This window comes from Fimbriimonadaceae bacterium (assembly GCA_019638775.1).
Lineage (GTDB): Bacteria > Armatimonadota > Fimbriimonadia > Fimbriimonadales > Fimbriimonadaceae > JAHBTD01.
Window position 1 is genome coordinate 233497 of sequence record JAHBTD010000001.1, and the last position, 16518, is coordinate 250014.

A 16518-nucleotide genomic window follows, 5' to 3' on the forward strand; every position below is an offset into this window, starting at 1 on the left:
TGGCACATTTCGGTCCTCCGCAAGGCTTGGTATGGAAAACCTTTTGCGCACTCTTGAACAACAATCGGCGGTTATCATTTTGATCCTGTCCGTACTGGCAATTCTGCAATTTGTGTGGAGTTGGAGGACGGCGCAGGAGAACCGACGCATGCGAACGAAGTGGAACGCCCTGCTTGAAGGGCAGTCGGGGAAGAACCTTGAGGCCGTCCTTTACGACCATCTTCGCGAGCGCCTCGAACTCGAAGAGCAACTGCGAGAGTCTCAACAGCGTATATCCACGTTAGAAGACAAGATGATGTCGGCGAAGCGGTACACGGGACTGGTTCGCTACGATGCGTTTGAAGATGTGGGTGGCTCTCAGAGTTTTTGTTTGGCGATATACGACGATCAAGGAAATGGAGCCATTATCAATAGCCTCGTTGGTAGAACAGATTGCCGTGTGTACTGTAAACCGCTCATTAGCGGGCGGTCCGACAGGAATCTTTCACAGGAGGAAGTCCGCGCGATTCACGATGCCGAAGATCGCAACCCCAGGCCCGTTATCACACCATGAGTTCTGGAACTGTAGACGATAGCCTTCTTATCGAGCGAGCACAACGGGGAGACCGCAATGCGCTGGACGACCTGATCTACCGCCACGAGAAGCGGGCATATCAGTACGCGTACCGCCTTACGACCAACCCGGAAGAGGCCGCGGACATCGTTGCCGACGCCTTTGTCCGCGTCTACAACGCCCTTCCGAACTTCAAGGGGCAGAGCGCTTTTACAACCTGGCTTTACCGGATCATCACAAACTGTTTTCTGGACCTACGCAAAAAAGAGAAAAACCGCCAGACGGTGAGCTTGGAGAACACGCTCACGACAGAGGAGGGAGAGGTTGAACGGCAGATCGAGGATGATGCCGAAACACCCGGAGAGCTTGCCGAGCGCAGCGAACGTGAGAGGGTGATGCAGGATGCGGTTTCGCAATTACCGGAATACCAACGCGCGATGATCGTCATGTATCACGGAGAAAGCCTTTCTTATGAAGAGATTGCTCAGGCGTTAGACCTACCGATTGGGACCGTCAAAAGCAGGCTAAATAGGGCCCGTTTAACCATGCGAGAGATTTTAGAGGGAAATTTGGAACTGTTCCAAGCATAGTCAAGTCAAAAGAGCTGTACTTATTGGTGATTCCATGAATTCTGAAAAGGCTAGGGAGCATTTCTCCTCATATTTTGAAGGCTCGCTCGATGCGGGTCTAAAGCAGCAGCTTGAGCGAGCGCTGAGCACGAATGCTGAACTCCAGTCGGAGTATCACAGGTTCGTCGAAGTGATGCGACAGCTTGAAGCGCTGCAAGCGCCGGTGCCCGAACCCCAGTTCGATCTGCACGAGCGGATTACACGCAAGCTCGACCATCACATCCACGAAAGCCAAGCGAAGCAAAAGCCAAGCTGGATGCTCTGGCTGAAAACGGTTAGCGTGAGCGCAATTGCCGTGCTGGCGATTTGGGGAGCGGTAAGCCAACTGAATCGTGGCAGCATCGAGTCTCAGGCAGGCCCTGGTATTTCATCGGCAAAGCCACAGCCACCGTTTAGTGTTACCGTCGATTCGTCCAACAGCGTCATCGTCAACTACAAGGCAGACGCCGACAAGTCGGTTACGGTCTTTAACGAAGACGGAACGGTTTTGCGCACAGTCACGAACCAGAAGCTGGAGATGCCGGTCAACAATCCTAACGAGGAGACCGCAATCGTCACCATCCAAGCCGAAGGTTCCGACGAGACCAATATCATCGCTCTACCGGGAACACGCATGGACAGAGTGTCGCAAAGCGAAGGAAAGATGGCAGACTTTGCCAAGGCAGTCGCTGCGCACTTCCATACGCCAATCGTGATCGTCACCAACGATCCCAGCGTCACCGTACGATGGAACCTTGAAGTGGGGACGAGCCCCATGGCTGTGATAAAGGCGGCGCTGCTGGGCACGAGCTACTCGTGCGAAGAGCGTGCGAACGGCCTCATTTGGGTCGAAAAGAACGACTGAGCTAAAAACTCATCGCTTATTCGCGAGTTGATTCTGCAATCGCTGAATCAGCTCGCGATTTACTTGGCGTTGGAGGTCGACCGTCATCACGACATAGTGCCCCTCAGACCAGTTTGAATTCCAGTTACGTGGTACTTCTCGGCGATCTACCGGAGGCTCTGCAAGAACTCGGATCGCGTTCGGATCGGTTGGACCGGCTTCTTGCACGAGCTTCGCAAAGCTGTCGGACTGGATGCGGTCGGCATCCTGCTTCTTCGCTTTTACGAACAATCCGCGAGCACGCTCTAAAATCGGCTCTACGGGCTTCTCGCTGTGCTCAAGCCGTGCCAATCGCTCGGTGAGGCTTTTTTGAACTTCAGCCGAAAGATGGGGCGCGTATTCTCCGATCATTCGGAAGATTCCTCGCTGCCTCGTTGAGATTGCGCCTACCGAAGTCAGGTCGCTGTACTTCAAGGTCTGAACAACTTCAGTCGCAAGCACCAGGTCGTTCGCTGCGGCATCGTATTCGCCCTGCCGCGACAATTCTCTGGCGTTCACCATGAGATCTGCGCAGAGCCCCATGCAGGCGGAATAGATTTGGGATTTCACGCCGTCGTTGATCGCGTCGGTAAGAAACTCGGGCTCCAGAGGCTGCAACTCGCCACTGCGTGAATCTTGGACCCACTGCGCTGCTGCGGCGCGCACAAGTCGGGGATGACTGTCGGTACCTTCTGCGTCGTTCGCCAGCTCTACGGCCCGCATGACACCCGAATATGCACGAATCTTCTTCTCGAGGTGTGGGCTATAGCGAGCGAACTCAAAATCGTCGTGATACGTCCTTGTTTGAACTCCAACAGCCGCCAGCATAATCACCGGACTGGCGATCATGAATTGGTACAAGAACGTCCGTGCTCTCATACTTGTGATTTTCGGAGGGTAGGAGCCCCGTCGTTAGGCTGTGTTTCATGCGACACTTTTCGCACGAAATGGGACTTCGGACACCCCGAAATTTTGCGAATAGGTCCATATCAGTGCTATAGCCCCAGGTTTAGACCCAGGCCTCTACCGCCACAAAAAAGCTCTCTTACAATGATGCTAACTCCGCATTCCGGTGGGGAATGAAGGAGGGCTAAATCAAATGCATAACGCTAAGTTCTCTACTTGGGAGCAACACCTGGTTCAGCGAGCATGCCAGGGGGAAAGAATCGCCTTCGAACTGCTCACAGACTTGTATCGTCCTGCGCTATTCAGCCTCTCACTAAAGATGCTACGTAACGCCGACGACGCTAAGGATGCCGTGCAAGAAGCGCTGTTAAAAGCGTACAAGGCCATTACCAGTTTCGACCCGGAGCGCCCGATCAAACCGTGGCTTTTCCGGATATGCCAGAACTGTTGTGTCGATTCAGTTCGTTCTCGTCGCAAGGGCGGCGATTCGCTGGATGACCACGAGTACATGCTTCAAGATCAAGGGGAATCGATCGAGGAGCGCGCCGAGGGAAATCTGTCTAACAGGGCCGTCGTAGCCGCGATAGGGCGGCTTCCCGAAAGGTACCGGCAGATCATCCACATGCGCCATTTCAGGCACATGGAAGTCAACGAAATTGCCCGAGAGCTTCGCAAGCCCGAAGGCACAATCAAGAGCTGGCTCTTTAGAGCACGCGCTCTTCTGAAGAAGGACCTCGGCCTCGTCACAGGCTGACACGACAATAAAGAATCCCACCAGAGGGGGTAGAGCCAAGCACCGGCCCTACCCCTTTTCTTATTCCGGGGCGAGGTCCGCCTTTACGGGTGCGCAGACATGTTTTGGTGGTGGGACTCATGCGCGGCCTCACTCAAAATGTTGGAACTCATTCCCTGCCAAGTGGCTTACCGATGAATACATCCGCGTACGAAACGGAGAAGGCCCTTACATTTTGTTCTGGAAGTCGCGAACAACGGATTTTGAAAAGGCGGTACGCCCGGAATTGCCTGTGCTTTTCCGCGTGTGTCGACGTCTGGGCGCAAGCGCCGACGACGCCGAGGATTTCGTCCAGTTGACCATGCTCCGGGCTTATGAACACTGGGACCGTTTTGACGGGAGGTTTTTAAGAAGCTGGTTGATACGTATTTTGAGAAACGAGGTGATTCGATCGAGGCGAGGGCCACCCCCACCGGTCTCTCTCGAAGTGCTCAGCGATCAGGACGTCGTTGAAGAACCGTTTTGGTCGGAGGTGCTCTGGAGAGATCAGGCGCACCGCCTGCTGGAAGAGGTCGATAAGCTGCCAGACATCCACCGAATGCTTATTCAGCTCTGCGATATTGAGGAATTGACTTATGAAGAAGCTGCCGACGCTCTCGATATTCCCATCGGCACCGTGCGATCAAGACTGTTTCGTGCGCGTTCCAGGCTGCGTGAGCGACTCTCTCCAACACAAATGGGCTTTGCCGAGGTGGACGCATGAATAGAATTGATTGGCAGGCGTTCGACGATGGTTCGCTCACTCCCGAAGAGATCGTTCAGATCAAACAAGCCTTGAGAAACGATCCCGCGATAAAAGCCGAGTGGGAAGGATTCCAGGCCCTCAAGAGCGAAATCAAAAGGACGCGTGAGAATGAACCCGTTCCCACCGACCGCTTGAACGCGATGCTTGACACGGTCTTAGCGGGCCGTCAGAGAAAGGGTGTCACCTCTCGACGCTGGGTCGTTGCTGGGGCTGCCGCCTCTGTCCTTGCTGCTGCATACATTGGTTATGGTTTATTGGGAGTCGGCGCCGATACGCACGGCGGGATTGAACTGCCTCCGGAAGCCGACACCCTTGCCATGAACGATACGGCTTCGGCGAAGTCTTGGATCGATCGACACGCGAGCTTTAGGATGCCGGAGCTAACGCTTCCTCGGGAGGCCAAGGTCGTCAAGGCGGCCTACGGCAAGACCGAATGCTGGGCTTGTATGGACTTTGAATACAACGGCAAAACCTTTTGTCTGCTCGTCACCGTACGACAAGGCGTTCTCGACGACAAGAAGACAAAAACCTTCCACGGCATCGTTTACTACGAAGGCAAAGGCGTAGGGTGGAAAGCCCAAAACAAGACTTTCTATCTGAGTGGGGGAACTGCCGCCGAGCGTTGGCGCTTTGCAACTCACCTCGCCCCTCAGACGCTTGGAGAAGTCCTATAGCCCAAACGATACAACCCGTTTTGAACCTGCAACTATCTCTATTTTCCCCCGTCGCTTGCGATGGGGGGATTTTTTTGCGTCGGTAGGCGGATGAGTTCACTCACACCCATGAACCATTCGCCAGTCTTCACGGATTCCTTTTTGCTTCACGTTCGTTCGCATCGCAGGCTGTTGAGCCCGCTCCTTCCCGGGCCGAGAACCCGCTCATTAGGTACATTTCAAGCATGCCCCTCACCGAGACTCAAGTGCTTGATGCGCTTCGAAACGTGATTGATCCCGACCTTCACCGGGACATCGTGACGCTCGGTTTTGTAAAGGACGTCAAGATCGAAGACGCCAAAGTCTCCTTCATCGTCGAGTTAACGACTCCCGCTTGTCCGGTCAAGGACATCCTCAAAGCACAGTGTGAAGAGGAGGTCTCCAAGATCGAAGGGGTTGCAGAGGTTTTGGTTGAGATGACTGCGGCGGTGCGCGCCCGCGCACCGGTTCCCCAAGACCTGATTCCTGGGGTCAAGCACTGTATCGCGATCGCTTCGGGAAAGGGCGGAGTCGGTAAAAGCACCATTACGGTGAACCTCGCGATCGCCCTGGCTCAACAAGGCGCGAAGGTTGGGATTTTGGATGCCGACGTCTACGGTCCCAGCATTCCATTGATGATGGGTGTGAACGAGCAGCCCTTCACCAAGGACGGCAAGATCGTGCCGATCTATCGTTATGGCGTCCACATGATGTCGCTGGGCTTCCTTCTGGAGGAGGGACAGTCGGTGCTTTGGCGCGGGCCGATGGTTGCCGGCACCGTGAAGCAGCTTTTGCAGGATGTGGATTGGGGAGTTTTGGATTACCTCTTGGTTGACCTGCCCCCCGGAACCGGTGACGCGCCGATGACGCTTGCCCAGATCGCTCCTTTGAGCGGTGTCGTTATTGTCGCAACACCGCAACACGTCGCGGCAAACATCGCCGGAAAATCGGCGGCTCTTTTCCGACGGCTTAACACTCCAGTGCTTGGCGTGATTGAAAACATGGCGGGCTATATCTGCCCGAACTGCCAAACGGTAACCAACATCTTCTCGGGGATGACAGGCGAAGAGCTTGCTCGGACGCTGGCAGTTCCCTATCTCGGCTCAATCCCGCTTGATCCGTCGGTCAGTTCAGCATCGGACATCGGAACGCCGTCCCTGATTGCAAGCCCGGAACGTGTGCAAGCCCAGTGCTTCCGAGACCTTGCAGGACGACTTGCCCAGCAGATCAGCATCAGCGCGATGGTCCAGCAGAGATTGCTTGGTGAGAGCGAGGATGAGACGCAACCCAAGTTTGAATCGGTAACGCCGGGTTAGCCCTCACGCCTCGCTAACCAACAGCGCCGACTCGATGTCGTCGAGCCACGACTTGAGAGGAGATTTTGCATGCTCCTTTAAGAATTCGATCGGATACTCGTCAGCATTGATCCAGCGTAAAATTTGGTGGGGCCAGGTGGGGGCGTCGCCCTCCATCATCGGCAACGGCTCGGGCAGGCGATAGTATTGGGGAACGGGAATCCTTACGTCGGGAGGCAGCAACGACAAGACCGGCGCGATAAGGGGCGTTTCCGATGCGAGCACATCAATTGCCGATGAGATCAGATACGCGTCCCTCTCCTCCGAAGCCTGCACCCGGAGAATTTTCATTGCGCAGTTAGGCTCTATGCTAAGAATGATGTGGGTTGCGTCCATCAAAGCTTCGGATGCCGATAGAGTCATAAAGATCTCGACATCGTTCTGATTGAAGATGCAGCACGTTCGCAGGAAACGGTGCATGAAATCGAGGCGCTCCTCGTCTGCATCGTAGAGCCGAACCGACAGGGGTCGCTCACCGAAGTAGGTCGCTAAGCTGCCTACGATGCCTGGCCCAAAGGTGAGCCCTCCTATGCCAAGAACCGCGACCTGCATCGCTTCCACAAGAGAAGCTTACACGCAGATCGCGGTCGAATGTGCTGTGCTGGAAGCTACCAGCGAACCTTTTGTTTCTTCGGCGGTGGCTGAATGGTTTTGTTTGCCCAGGCGCGGACTCCCAGAACGCTACCAAACCCAAGCGCTGCAACAATCCCTGCCCACAACCAGTTCGGGCCTGACTTCTCCTTGGTCGTCTTTGAAGCCTCTCGAATGGTCTGAGCAGCTTTCTCGGCCTGATTCTCGGCTGCGTTGAAAACGCTGCGTCCATCGGGATTTGAAGTCGACTTGCCGACATCGTTGGGGGTTGTGTCGGTGACAACTCCACCCACGACGTCGACTGTGCCGTTGTACTGTTGCTGCCTTTCGAGATCGGCCTGAGTATCGTCTCGCAAGTTGCCTCGATGATTCTGGTCAATGATCGGGGCTGGCGACCAAACTGCCATCGCCAAAACCATTGCGGGAAGTATCCATCTTGTCCATGCTTTCATATCTGTTTCTCCTTAATAGCCGTGGCTGAAGCCGCGATCCTGCCAGGTGCTCCTCAAGAGCGTCGGGCTTCGCGGGAGTTGTAGGTCGATGAGCGGAGCCTTGGTGATGGTTCGCTCACGAATGCGGTTGTCGTAATTCATCCTCATCGGAAGGCTAAAAACCACCATCGCTTCGTCCTTGGAGATGATTGAGCCGTTGAAGCTCACGCCACCACCACCCGTTCCGATGTTTCCACCGCCGACGAAGTTCGTGTAGAGGATGGCGTCCATCTGGTTGATGTTTGATGAGATCAGCGCCATCGTGGCGTCCGAGATCGTGCTTTGGTAGCGCATTCTGCCAGTCGAGTCAAACTCATAGGCGTTGAAGGGTGGAATCCAGTTGCCGTTTTCATCGTAACGGCCCTTTGTGAAAGGCGGGGACATATACTTCAGCGGCCAACTTGCCGTGAAGGTCGTCGTGTTGCCCATGATGACCGAGCCGCGTGCGGCAAGACCCATGAAGTTCCGCTTTTCATTCGCATTGTCGATGCTCTGCGGCTCCGATCCACGAAAGTCCGGCGTACCCACATTTGTGCCCTGAATGTTCTTCGGGCTGTACTTAATATCGCCAACGATGTGGACGTTCCGCCCGGTATAGATCGTGCCCTGGCCTGCGATCGTGCCTTTGATAACCGCGTCCTGCGTAATCGTGACTGGACCGTGGACACGAATCGGATTAGTGTCGGTTCCGATCAGAATTGCCGATCCGTTGATGACCCCGTTCGTGCTGACACGCTTATATCCACCTGCGCCGCTGTTGAGAGTCGCATCCCACACCTCGACATAGGCTGGCTGACCTACGTTTGGATTGGCCGATCCATCGCCAAACGTGGCCTTTGAATCCGTATACGTCTGGCTAAGGTTCAGGTAGTAGTTGAGGTCGCTGAGGTCTGGCATGATCACCTCTTCAGTCGAGCGAGAGTCCAGCAATGTGGTGGTCGGCGACATGCCTGAACTCGTTCGAGTCCAAGACTTGTAGCCGGTGGCATCGCCGATTACGGCACCTGATGGGCGATTATTGGTGATCTGACCGTCTGAGTCGAAAATGAAATCGCGCCATTTTTCATACTCGTCGGTTCCGCGAGCGCCGTGAACTGCAGGGTCGTAAGCTTGTCGCCAACGCTCTCGGAAGGCAGTTGCGGCGTTGTTTTGATTCGTCTTATAGGTGCTGTTTGCCCACTTGATCGGGGGGGTGTTCACAAGACCGGCTGCGGGCGGGCTGAGCTTCTCGTTCAGCGACGCATAAAGTGAACCGTTCACCGTAGGCGAACCGTTGAGAACGTTAAAGTTTCCGTTTGCGCGCATGTCGCCGTTCACGATCAGGTCGTTGGCACCAAATCCGTCCAACCAACCATAGTTGTTCACGAAGTAGGTGTAGTCGAACACTTGGCTTCTTGCCAAGGCAAAAGAAGCGGTGACATCGACGGTTTTTCTCGGTTCGTTTGAATCGAGCACACCGTTGTTGTTCCTATCCATCCAACCCACGGCGCGTACCGTTACGATTCGGCTGTAGGTGTCGGAGGATGGCATCGTGAAGGACACGACCCCGGCTGTAAATCGGCCTACTCCACTGATCTGACCATCGACAAGCGCCTTCGGGTCACTGACAGAGGCGGAGTTACATAGGTCCTCCATGTCAAAGAAGTTTTGATTGATCTTGAATGGCCGCCAAAGATTCCTCAAAACGTTCTGGACACCAGCCTCGCACAGGCTTGTCGTCTGCAGGTCGAGCGTTTGCTTGCGCGAATCGCGAGTGATCTGCGTGGCACTGTTCACATACGAGGCTGCGGCAACAGACAGGAGCGTCATGATGCCGAAGGTCGTAAGGAGGGAGTAACCTCTTTTTTTGCTGTTTCTTTTGACTTGCTTCGACATGGTTTAACCTCGCGCTAGATCGGGGATGTTGCGAAGGAAGATCAGCTCGCGGGACCGGCTCGTGTTCGTTTCCTTGCGGTATTCGGCAGTTTTGGTCACGACCATGACGGAGAGACTTCTCACGATCGTGCCAGGGCCAGCGGTAAAAATTTTGTAAGTAGCGCTGCCGCCGGTAGAGAGCGGATCGGTGAGAATCACGTCTTCAGTGATGACTCGCGTGCTGCTGGGCTTCGTCACAACGATCTTTGAGCCTTGAAGCTCAATGCGTCGAGCCACGCCGTCCCACGTTGCGGGAACGGTGTAGTTTCCGTTGCTGCCTTTGGCAGGAAGTCGATAGGATAGTCCTTTTCCGTCGGTATCGACGGTCACGACCATCGCTTCACGCAACTCTTGGGAGATGATGCGGACGGCGTTTTGCGCCTGTGATTCTGCGTTGATTTTCGATTGGCCGCGGAGCCAGCTTGCCATCCCCGCAATGAATACGGAGATCGTAATAAGCAGCACCGTCGAACCAATGAAACTAGCAGTCAAGACTTCGATCAGCGTGCCACCGGTGTTTTTTCGTCTTGGCCTCATTGGGGTTGCCTCTTTTTTAGTCAGATATGTTTTTCTATAAGTTTGCGATCAGGGTTCCAATCGAGATCGAACGGTTCGCCCCTCTTACTTTCCAGTTGACGACAACCGTCACTCGGCGCAAGTCCAAATCGACTTGCTCCAACTTCACCGTCGCCGTGCCACTGGGCAAGATTTTCGCGGGGTTATCCGTAGCCGCCGCGTCAGAGTTGGTCCAGGCGTATGTATTGGTTGCCACGGGCGACTGAGAATCAATCAGTCCGTTGGCAAAGAGTTGTTGGGTGGTCGCATTTGCATAGCCAAGCGATTTGATCGCTTCGAGCTGCTTCTGCGCCAGACTAGTCGCGCGATTGTTTAGATCGGCCTTCGCACGCGTCGTATTAGCCATCGGCATCGTTGCCGCCATAATAAGCGCGCAGATCCCGCAAAGCGCTACTGCGAAGAGAACTTCGACGAGCGTATGGCCTTTTGTTCGTTTCTTGTACATAGTCCTCTTTACACCATCGGTGTTTTGAGCGGAAAAGCTCATATGGCTCCCGTCTCTCGGCTGTACTCAAGTTGGTGAGATAAAAAAATGAGGGTCGGCACAAGCCGCCCTCATTTTTGATTGTGAGACTTGCGCTACCGTTACGGAAGCACGTGCGTAGCTGTGCTGCAAACCGGGTTGGTCGACATGTCGCCAATCGTGTATGCGCCACCGCTCGGACAGGCGGGCCAGGACTTGATGTAAGTCGGGGCGAGGTCGCCCTGAACAGGCGTATCGGTCGCGCCCTTCTTGTTATCCATTGCCCACTGCTCTTTACCTGCTTCTACCTGGCGCAGGTTTGCGATACAGCTTCGTGTCCGGCTGCTCTCTCGAGCACGCAGGAAGTTCGGCACCGCGATGGCGAGCAGGATACCGATGATCAAAACGACGATCATGATTTCAACAAGCGTGAAACCCTTATTCTTCTTTGCAATTCGCTTCATTTCTTAGCGTCCTCCAACTTATTCACGCCTCACGCTATTACGCATCGACGGCGCATCCGCCTCACTTCTCCCCGTTAAGGCGTATCCATTGGATATCTTCGGCAACTTCATCCCATCCCTTCAGTCAGCCCCAGAAATGAGGCTGAGGGGCCTGTAGGCTTTTTATCGTCAGGGCGAATCAGACAGAATAGCGTCATGCCTGATTTGCTCGTCGTTAGCTCGTTTCAATTCCTTCCCGTGTTTTTGAGTCAGGCGACTCGAATGCCGATGCGAGCTCGTGAGCTCTTGATGGAGCACGAAGGGGTGAAATCTTACACGGCGTGGCAGGACCCGTCGGACCCCGCAAAGCTCACAACAATCTTGTGGGTCGAGGGCGATGAAATTGCCGATGAGATCGCCCTCACCATGTCGCAGAACAGTTTTTACGCCGAGGCGCTCAAGACCTTTACGGGACCTGCGGACATGAAGCGAGTGCGGATCACCACGACAGTTGGGAAGTCGATTGACGATACGGATTCAGGCGACTATCTTTCCATAAGCCACCGTATTGCCGAGCCAGGAATGATGGATGAGATGGAGGACGAACTGGAAGGTATTTTCCAAGATTTGCAGACAATCTCTGGCTTTATCGGCAGCATGCACGGACCCAATGCAGCCCTCGATGAGGAGATGATTGCGCTGGCGTTCTGGGCCGACGAAGCCTCTTATCGAAAGTCATTGCCACGCAAGATGATGTACTCTATTGGTCTCACCCGCCGGATCGTATGATCGGGACCAAGCCAAACCTTAATGGGGGAGGGGGCGTCTAAAGAGTTATGTTGCGAACCACACGTCTATTCACGATACTGACCGTCGCAACCGCCCTCGCCGGAACGGCGGCAAGCGATCCGTTTAAGCCAAGCGCTAAGGATCAAGTTCAGCTTGGGCAGAAGGTTGCTGACCAGATACGCAAGGAGGAGAAGGTTTTGCCCGACTCTGACAAGCGCGTCAAGTTCCTGCGTCAGCTTGGAGCGAAGCTCCTTGCCGCGAACCCAGATGACAAGAAAGCCGTTTGGCAATATAGCTTCGACGTGATTGAAAGCAAGGACGTCAATGCTTTTGCCCTCCCTGGTGGACCCGTTTTCTTCTATACCGGACTGCTTGACAAGCTCGAAACGGAAGACCAGGTTGCCGCTATTGTCGGTCACGAGCTCACCCACGTCCGCAAAGAGCACTGGGCAAACCAGTATGCGAAGAGCCAAAAAGAATCGCTCCTACTGAATTTGGCGCTGATTCTTGGCAAAGCCAATAACACGGTCGCCCAATTGTCTCACCTGGGACGAGAGGTCTTCAACGACTTAAGATATTCGCGCAATGACGAAACGACTTCCGACGAAGTCGGCATGGCGATGATGGTCAAGGCCGGTTTCAACCCCCGGGGCATGGCGGATACGTTCCGCGTCCTCCAAAAGGCGGGAGGCAGCGCCAAGGGCTGGGAGTTTTTGAGCAGCCACCCGGACACGGAGCGAAGAATTAAGCGAGTTGAAGAGAACATCGCGAAGCTTGACAAGAAGTTTCCGCCTCAGAAGCCCCTTGATCTTCCCAAATCCAAATACAAAGGGGATTACGTACTTGACGGTACGTCCATGGGAACTACGTACGCCATGCTCTCGCGCTATTCCAACCGGAATAGATTGGATTGGCTAAGCACCGGCTATCGCTACTGGCGATGGTGATGCTGATTCTTCGGCGGGAAGCTCGACACCAGCATCGGTCGCCCCGATGATCTTGACGTCGGCCTTGCTGAGCGCCTCTTTGATCGCGTTCACGAAATCCGTCGATGGCTCGACGGTGGCATTCAGATAGACCGGCAGATAGCTCTCCTTGGGCATGACTTGAATCTGCACCTCATAGTCGCCGGGATGCTGCCGGAAGAGCTTTTTGAGCTTGGCAAGCTGCGGTTGGGTGGCCCGATAGACCTCGATGCAAACCGTTCCTCGACCATTTGATTCTTGAATAGAATCCGAATAGAGCGAGGGATCGATTGGCGCGACGTCTTCCATTCTTACTTCAATCGACCGTTCTCCACCCCCGCCAGGACGCTCGCGATAGGTCACGACTCCGTTCAGCTTGACGACCGTATCACGCACAAGCAACTCGCCAAACTTCGAATACGTTGCAGGGAAAACCGTTACCATCGCTTGCCCACTGAAGTCTTCAAGCACCATCGTCGCCATCTTCTCGCCGCGCTGCTTAGTGATGATCGTTCGCAGGCTCGCGACAACCCCGGCAAGGCGGACGTGAGTGCCCTCGTCGAGTTCGGCGACTGAGGCACATGTATAGCTTGCCGTCGTGTTAATCACGCGCTCATAGCCACGCAGCGGGTGATCGGAGACGTAAATCCCCATCACTTCCTTTTCCATCGCCAGGGTTTCGGTACGTGCGGGAGCCTCAGTCTCGGGCAGTACGGGGTAGTCGATATGCGCTGGGCCGGAATCTTCGCCAAATAGAGAGTCTTGACCGGCGATCTTCTGCTTTTGTGCCTGGTCGGCAAAGACCAGCGCACCGTCAACAACTGACAATAGCTTGCGGCGGTTCTTATCGATCGAATCGAGAGCCCCTGCTTTGATGAGCGCCTCAAAGGCCGTGCGGTTCATGCCCAGTGGACGAGTGCGTTCGGCAAATTCGTAGAGATGTCGGAACGCCCCATTCTCCGCTCGCTCCGCGATCATCGCTGTCGCCAAACCGGCTCCAACGCCCTTGATCGCGGCAAGACCAAAGCGAATAGAGCTGCCCTCGATCGAGAAGTCCATCTGAGACGAATTCACGTCGGGCGGCAGGACCGAAATCTTTTGTCTTCGGCATTCTTCGATGAAGGCAACGACCCGGTCTTCCTTGTCGCGGTAAGACGCAAGCAGGGCTGCCATGTACTCCACGGGATAGTTGGCCTTGAGGTAGGCCGTCTGATACGCCAAAAGTGCGTAACAGACCGCGTGAGCCTTGTTGAACGCGTAGCCAGCAAACGGCAGTAGGAGCTCCCAAACCTTCTCGGCAGCGGCTTTGGGAACGTTGCGCTCCTCGGCCCCTTGCATGAACTCAACCATCATCGAGTCCATAGCCGTCTTGTCCTTCTTACCCATCGCACGGCGGAGGATGTCGGCTTTTCCAAGGCTGAATCCGGCGAGAGCTTGGACAAGCTTCAAGACTTGGTCCTGATAGACGATGACGCCGTAAGTCTCTTCCAAGATCGGGCGCATGAGGTCGTGCAGATAGACCGGCTGCCTTCGCCCAAATTTTGTGTCGATGTAGGTGGGGATATGCTCCATCGGACCGGGCCGATAGAGGGCAACCATCGCGGCGAGCTCTTGGACGTTTTGGGGCTTTAGCTCGACGATATTTCTCTTCATCCCGCCCGATTCAAGCTGGAAGACGCCTACGGTTTCGCCCCGGGCGAGCATGTCGTATGCCTTCTGATCGTCTGGCGGGAAGGTGAGCGGGTCGACATCGATCCCTTGCGTCTGCTTGATGTTCTTGACGGCTCGTGATAGAACTGTGAGGTTTGACAGACCAAGGAAGTCCATCTTGAGGAGGCCGATCTTCTCAAGAATTCCCATCTCGAAGGCGGTGATCGACTGTCCGTCGTTGCCCTTATATAAGGGGATGTGATCGACAAGCGGCTCGCCTGAGATGACCACGCCAGCCGCGTGGACTCCGGTGTGACGGGACATCCCTTCGACCGACTTCGCCACGTCAACGAGGCTTCGGACGCGTGGGTCGTGTTCGATCATCTGCCGGAACTCGGCGGTCTCCTTGATGGCTCTCTCAAGCGACATTCCGGGCATGTTGGGGATCGTCTTGCAAATCTTGTCGGTCTCTTGGGGGGTGTAGCCCATTACTCGGCCGCAGTCCTTGATCGCGGCTTTGGGGCCGAGCGTTCCGAAGGTGATGATCTGGGCCACGTGGTCAGAGCCGTATTTTTCGGTGACGTATTTGATGACCTCATCACGGCGTGCGTCCTCGAAGTCCATGTCGATATCGGGCATGGACACACGCTCTGGATTCAAGAAGCGCTCAAAAGTGAGGTCGTAATAAAGCGGATCGACATCGGTGATCCCGATCACATAGGAAACCAAGGATCCGGCAGCAGAGCCGCGGACACCGTAGTAAATTCCCTGCTCCCTTGTGTAGTTGGCAAACTCCCGAACGAGCAAGAAGTACGACTCAAATCCGGTCTTTTCGATGACGCTCAGCTCGTAGTTCAGCCTTTCCCAAGCCTCGTCATCCGCCTTATACGCCCGCTTTTCAAGGTTCTCTTCACTGAGTTTGCGGAGGTACGACATCGGAGTCTCCCCCGGTGGCAGGTCGGGATTGGGCATCGGTGCGCGCTGCTTGCCGAGCTCGACGTTGCACATCTCGGCGATCATCGCCGTGTTCTCCATCGCTTCGGGATGCTCGGGGAAGAGAGCCGCCATCTCTTGTTGAGATTTGAGATAGAACTCCTCCGTCTCAAACTTCATCCGCTTTGTATCGGAAAGCAGCGCTCCGGTTTGGATGCACAGCAAAACGTCGTGCGGTGTGGCGCTGGTTCGGCAAAGATAGTGTGCGTCGTTGGTGGCGATCAGAGGGATCTTGAGCTCTTGAGAAATCTTGATTAGGCCCTGATTGGTCTGTCGCTGTTCGGCGAGGCCGTGATCTTGAAGCTCGATGAAATAGTTCTCCTGCCCGAAGATGTCGCGGTACATCGCGGCGAGGTTCTTTGCCTTTTCGTAATCGCCTTTGAGCAGCGCTTGATTGACCTCGCTTCCAAGACAAGTGCTTGTCGCGATGATTCCTTTGCTGTATTGGCGCAGGAGATCGTGATCGACGCGAGGCTTGTAGTAATAGCCGTCGATCGCGGCGATCGTGGAAAGCTTGCAGAGGTTGCGATAGCCTTCGAGATCTTTCGCGAGCAAGAGGAGATGATAGGTTTCGTTCTCTTCCCTTCCCGTCTTCTTTTGGTGCCCGTTGGGCGCAACGTAAGCCTCGACGCCAATAATCGGCTTGACGCCTTTTTTCTGGCACTCGAAATAGAAATCCATGACCCCGAACATGACGCCGTGGTCGGATATGGCAAGCGCGTCCATGCCCATGTCTTTGGCATGTCCGACCATATCCGGGATACGGTTTGCCCCGTCGAGGAGGCTGTATTCCGTGTGATTATGGAGGTGTACGAAACTCTGACACATAGCCAGATGGAGCGGGCGTCCTTCCTCTTTCTTCCTACGCCATATGCGCCGGATAGAGGCGGTTGGTTTGCCCTGCTCCTATGATGACGAAGAAGCGCTGGCTTTCGCCGCGCAGCTCTTGAGATGTGGAAAATCAGTCTCCCAGAAGACCCCGGTATTTTTCCCTGTAATTGCCCCTATACGTCGCCACGGCACACGCTTTGATGTAGCCTCTTCATTAGTAGAGCTAGAGTTCACGAACATCGGCTCGATTTTTTGCGGCAATTACAACTGCTCTTTA

At 54.9% G+C, this 16518-nt stretch carries 17 protein-coding genes; 9 read left to right on the forward strand and 8 right to left on the reverse strand.

Translation table 11 applies throughout. The annotated features are described in order from the left end of the window. The first annotated feature begins 43 nt into the window (after positions 1-43). The 3 genes from KF784_01090 to KF784_01100 are packed head-to-tail and all read left to right on the forward strand — an operon-like array spanning position 44 to position 2026. Positions 44-553: a DUF4446 family protein gene (locus KF784_01090; protein MBX3117632.1), complete on the forward strand. Its 510-nt coding sequence runs from the start codon at positions 44-46 to the stop codon at positions 551-553. Further along, on the forward strand, positions 550-1143 hold the full coding sequence (locus KF784_01095; GenBank protein MBX3117633.1) for a sigma-70 family RNA polymerase sigma factor: 594 nt from the start codon (positions 550-552) through the stop codon (positions 1141-1143). The genes KF784_01090 and KF784_01095 overlap by 4 nt, the downstream gene beginning before the upstream one ends. 34 nt (positions 1144-1177) lie before the next feature. Next, positions 1178-2026 carry a hypothetical protein gene (locus tag KF784_01100; GenBank protein MBX3117634.1) on the forward strand — a complete coding sequence of 283 codons (849 nt, stop codon included), beginning with the start codon at positions 1178-1180 and terminating at the stop codon, positions 2024-2026. A 9-nt stretch (positions 2027-2035) separates the two neighbouring features. On the opposite strand, the gene KF784_01105 is transcribed toward KF784_01100, so the two are convergent. After that, positions 2036-2923: a hypothetical protein gene (locus KF784_01105; protein MBX3117635.1), complete on the reverse strand. Its 888-nt coding sequence runs from the start codon at positions 2921-2923 to the stop codon at positions 2036-2038. Positions 2924-3143: 220 nt separating this feature from the next. Between KF784_01105 and KF784_01110 the strand changes: the two genes are divergently transcribed. The 4 genes from KF784_01110 (at position 3144) to KF784_01125 (ending at position 6496) form a co-directional block, all read left to right on the forward strand. Continuing rightward, complete coding sequence (locus KF784_01110) at positions 3144-3704, forward strand: RNA polymerase sigma factor (protein ID MBX3117636.1); 561 nt, start codon at positions 3144-3146, stop codon at positions 3702-3704. Positions 3705-3918: 214 nt separating this feature from the next. Next, a complete protein-coding gene (locus KF784_01115) occupies positions 3919-4446 on the forward strand; it encodes an RNA polymerase sigma factor (protein ID MBX3117637.1) in 528 nt (175 codons plus the stop codon). After that, the gene (locus KF784_01120; GenBank protein ID MBX3117638.1) at positions 4443-5162 is read left to right on the forward strand and encodes a hypothetical protein; all 720 of its coding nucleotides are present in this window, start codon (positions 4443-4445) and stop codon (positions 5160-5162) included. The genes KF784_01115 and KF784_01120 overlap by 4 nt, the downstream gene beginning before the upstream one ends. Positions 5163-5386: 224 nt before the next feature. Beyond that, the gene (locus KF784_01125) at positions 5387-6496 is read left to right on the forward strand and encodes an Mrp/NBP35 family ATP-binding protein (protein MBX3117639.1); all 1110 of its coding nucleotides are present in this window, start codon (positions 5387-5389) and stop codon (positions 6494-6496) included. Between the two features lie 3 nt (positions 6497-6499). Here the strand turns inward: KF784_01125 and KF784_01130 are convergent, their stop codons facing one another. The 6 genes from KF784_01130 to KF784_01155 form a co-directional block, all read right to left on the reverse strand. Continuing rightward, positions 6500-7096, reverse strand: coding sequence for a hypothetical protein (locus tag KF784_01130; protein MBX3117640.1), 597 nt, complete (start codon positions 7094-7096; stop codon positions 6500-6502). A gap of 47 nt (positions 7097-7143) precedes the next feature. Further along, the gene (locus tag KF784_01135) at positions 7144-7578 is read right to left on the reverse strand and encodes a hypothetical protein (GenBank protein MBX3117641.1); all 435 of its coding nucleotides are present in this window, start codon (positions 7576-7578) and stop codon (positions 7144-7146) included. Positions 7579-7590: 12 nt separating this feature from the next. Then, positions 7591-9492: a hypothetical protein gene (locus KF784_01140; protein MBX3117642.1), complete on the reverse strand. Its 1902-nt coding sequence runs from the start codon at positions 9490-9492 to the stop codon at positions 7591-7593. Between the two features lie 3 nt (positions 9493-9495). After that, positions 9496-10068 carry a hypothetical protein gene (locus KF784_01145; GenBank protein ID MBX3117643.1) on the reverse strand — a complete coding sequence of 191 codons (573 nt, stop codon included), beginning with the start codon at positions 10066-10068 and terminating at the stop codon, positions 9496-9498. 34 nt (positions 10069-10102) lie between these two features. After that, positions 10103-10552, reverse strand: coding sequence for a prepilin-type N-terminal cleavage/methylation domain-containing protein (locus tag KF784_01150; GenBank protein MBX3117644.1), 450 nt, complete (start codon positions 10550-10552; stop codon positions 10103-10105). Positions 10553-10692: 140 nt separating this feature from the next. Continuing rightward, positions 10693-11034, reverse strand: coding sequence for a prepilin-type N-terminal cleavage/methylation domain-containing protein (locus KF784_01155; GenBank protein ID MBX3117645.1), 342 nt, complete (start codon positions 11032-11034; stop codon positions 10693-10695). Between the two features lie 195 nt (positions 11035-11229). Here KF784_01155 and KF784_01160 point away from each other — a divergent pair, with 195 nt between their 5' ends. Both KF784_01160 and KF784_01165 read left to right on the forward strand, forming a co-directional pair. Further along, positions 11230-11802 (forward strand): hypothetical protein, encoded by a 573-nt coding sequence (locus KF784_01160; GenBank protein ID MBX3117646.1) that lies wholly within the window; start codon positions 11230-11232, stop codon positions 11800-11802. A gap of 47 nt (positions 11803-11849) precedes the next feature. After that, on the forward strand, positions 11850-12749 hold the full coding sequence (locus tag KF784_01165; GenBank protein MBX3117647.1) for a M48 family metalloprotease: 900 nt from the start codon (positions 11850-11852) through the stop codon (positions 12747-12749). Here KF784_01165 and KF784_01170 read toward each other — a convergent pair. Continuing rightward, the gene (locus KF784_01170) at positions 12717-16238 is read right to left on the reverse strand and encodes a DNA polymerase III subunit alpha (protein ID MBX3117648.1); all 3522 of its coding nucleotides are present in this window, start codon (positions 16236-16238) and stop codon (positions 12717-12719) included. The genes KF784_01165 and KF784_01170 overlap by 33 nt on opposite strands. Between the last annotated feature and the right edge of the window lie 280 nt (positions 16239-16518).

Excerpts from the sequence above, each read along its gene's own strand:
- KF784_01095 (MBX3117633.1), top strand. The coding sequence starts at position 550 with ATGAGTTCTGGAACTGTAGACGATAGCCTTCTTATCGAGCGAGCACAA.
- KF784_01100 (MBX3117634.1), top strand. The coding sequence starts at position 1,178 with ATGAATTCTGAAAAGGCTAGGGAGCATTTCTCCTCATATTTTGAAGGC.
- KF784_01105 (MBX3117635.1), bottom strand. The coding sequence starts at position 2,923 with ATGAGAGCACGGACGTTCTTGTACCAATTCATGATCGCCAGTCCGGTG.
- KF784_01110 (MBX3117636.1), top strand. The coding sequence starts at position 3,144 with ATGCATAACGCTAAGTTCTCTACTTGGGAGCAACACCTGGTTCAGCGA.
- KF784_01120 (MBX3117638.1), top strand. The coding sequence starts at position 4,443 with ATGAATAGAATTGATTGGCAGGCGTTCGACGATGGTTCGCTCACTCCC.
- KF784_01125 (MBX3117639.1), top strand. The coding sequence starts at position 5,387 with ATGCCCCTCACCGAGACTCAAGTGCTTGATGCGCTTCGAAACGTGATT.
- KF784_01135 (MBX3117641.1), bottom strand. The coding sequence starts at position 7,578 with ATGAAAGCATGGACAAGATGGATACTTCCCGCAATGGTTTTGGCGATG.
- KF784_01140 (MBX3117642.1), bottom strand. The coding sequence starts at position 9,492 with ATGTCGAAGCAAGTCAAAAGAAACAGCAAAAAAAGAGGTTACTCCCTC.
- KF784_01145 (MBX3117643.1), bottom strand. The coding sequence starts at position 10,068 with ATGAGGCCAAGACGAAAAAACACCGGTGGCACGCTGATCGAAGTCTTG.
- KF784_01150 (MBX3117644.1), bottom strand. The coding sequence starts at position 10,552 with ATGTACAAGAAACGAACAAAAGGCCATACGCTCGTCGAAGTTCTCTTC.
- KF784_01155 (MBX3117645.1), bottom strand. The coding sequence starts at position 11,034 with ATGAAGCGAATTGCAAAGAAGAATAAGGGTTTCACGCTTGTTGAAATC.
- KF784_01160 (MBX3117646.1), top strand. The coding sequence starts at position 11,230 with ATGCCTGATTTGCTCGTCGTTAGCTCGTTTCAATTCCTTCCCGTGTTT.
- KF784_01165 (MBX3117647.1), top strand. The coding sequence starts at position 11,850 with ATGTTGCGAACCACACGTCTATTCACGATACTGACCGTCGCAACCGCC.
- KF784_01170 (MBX3117648.1), bottom strand. The coding sequence starts at position 16,238 with ATGTGTCAGAGTTTCGTACACCTCCATAATCACACGGAATACAGCCTC.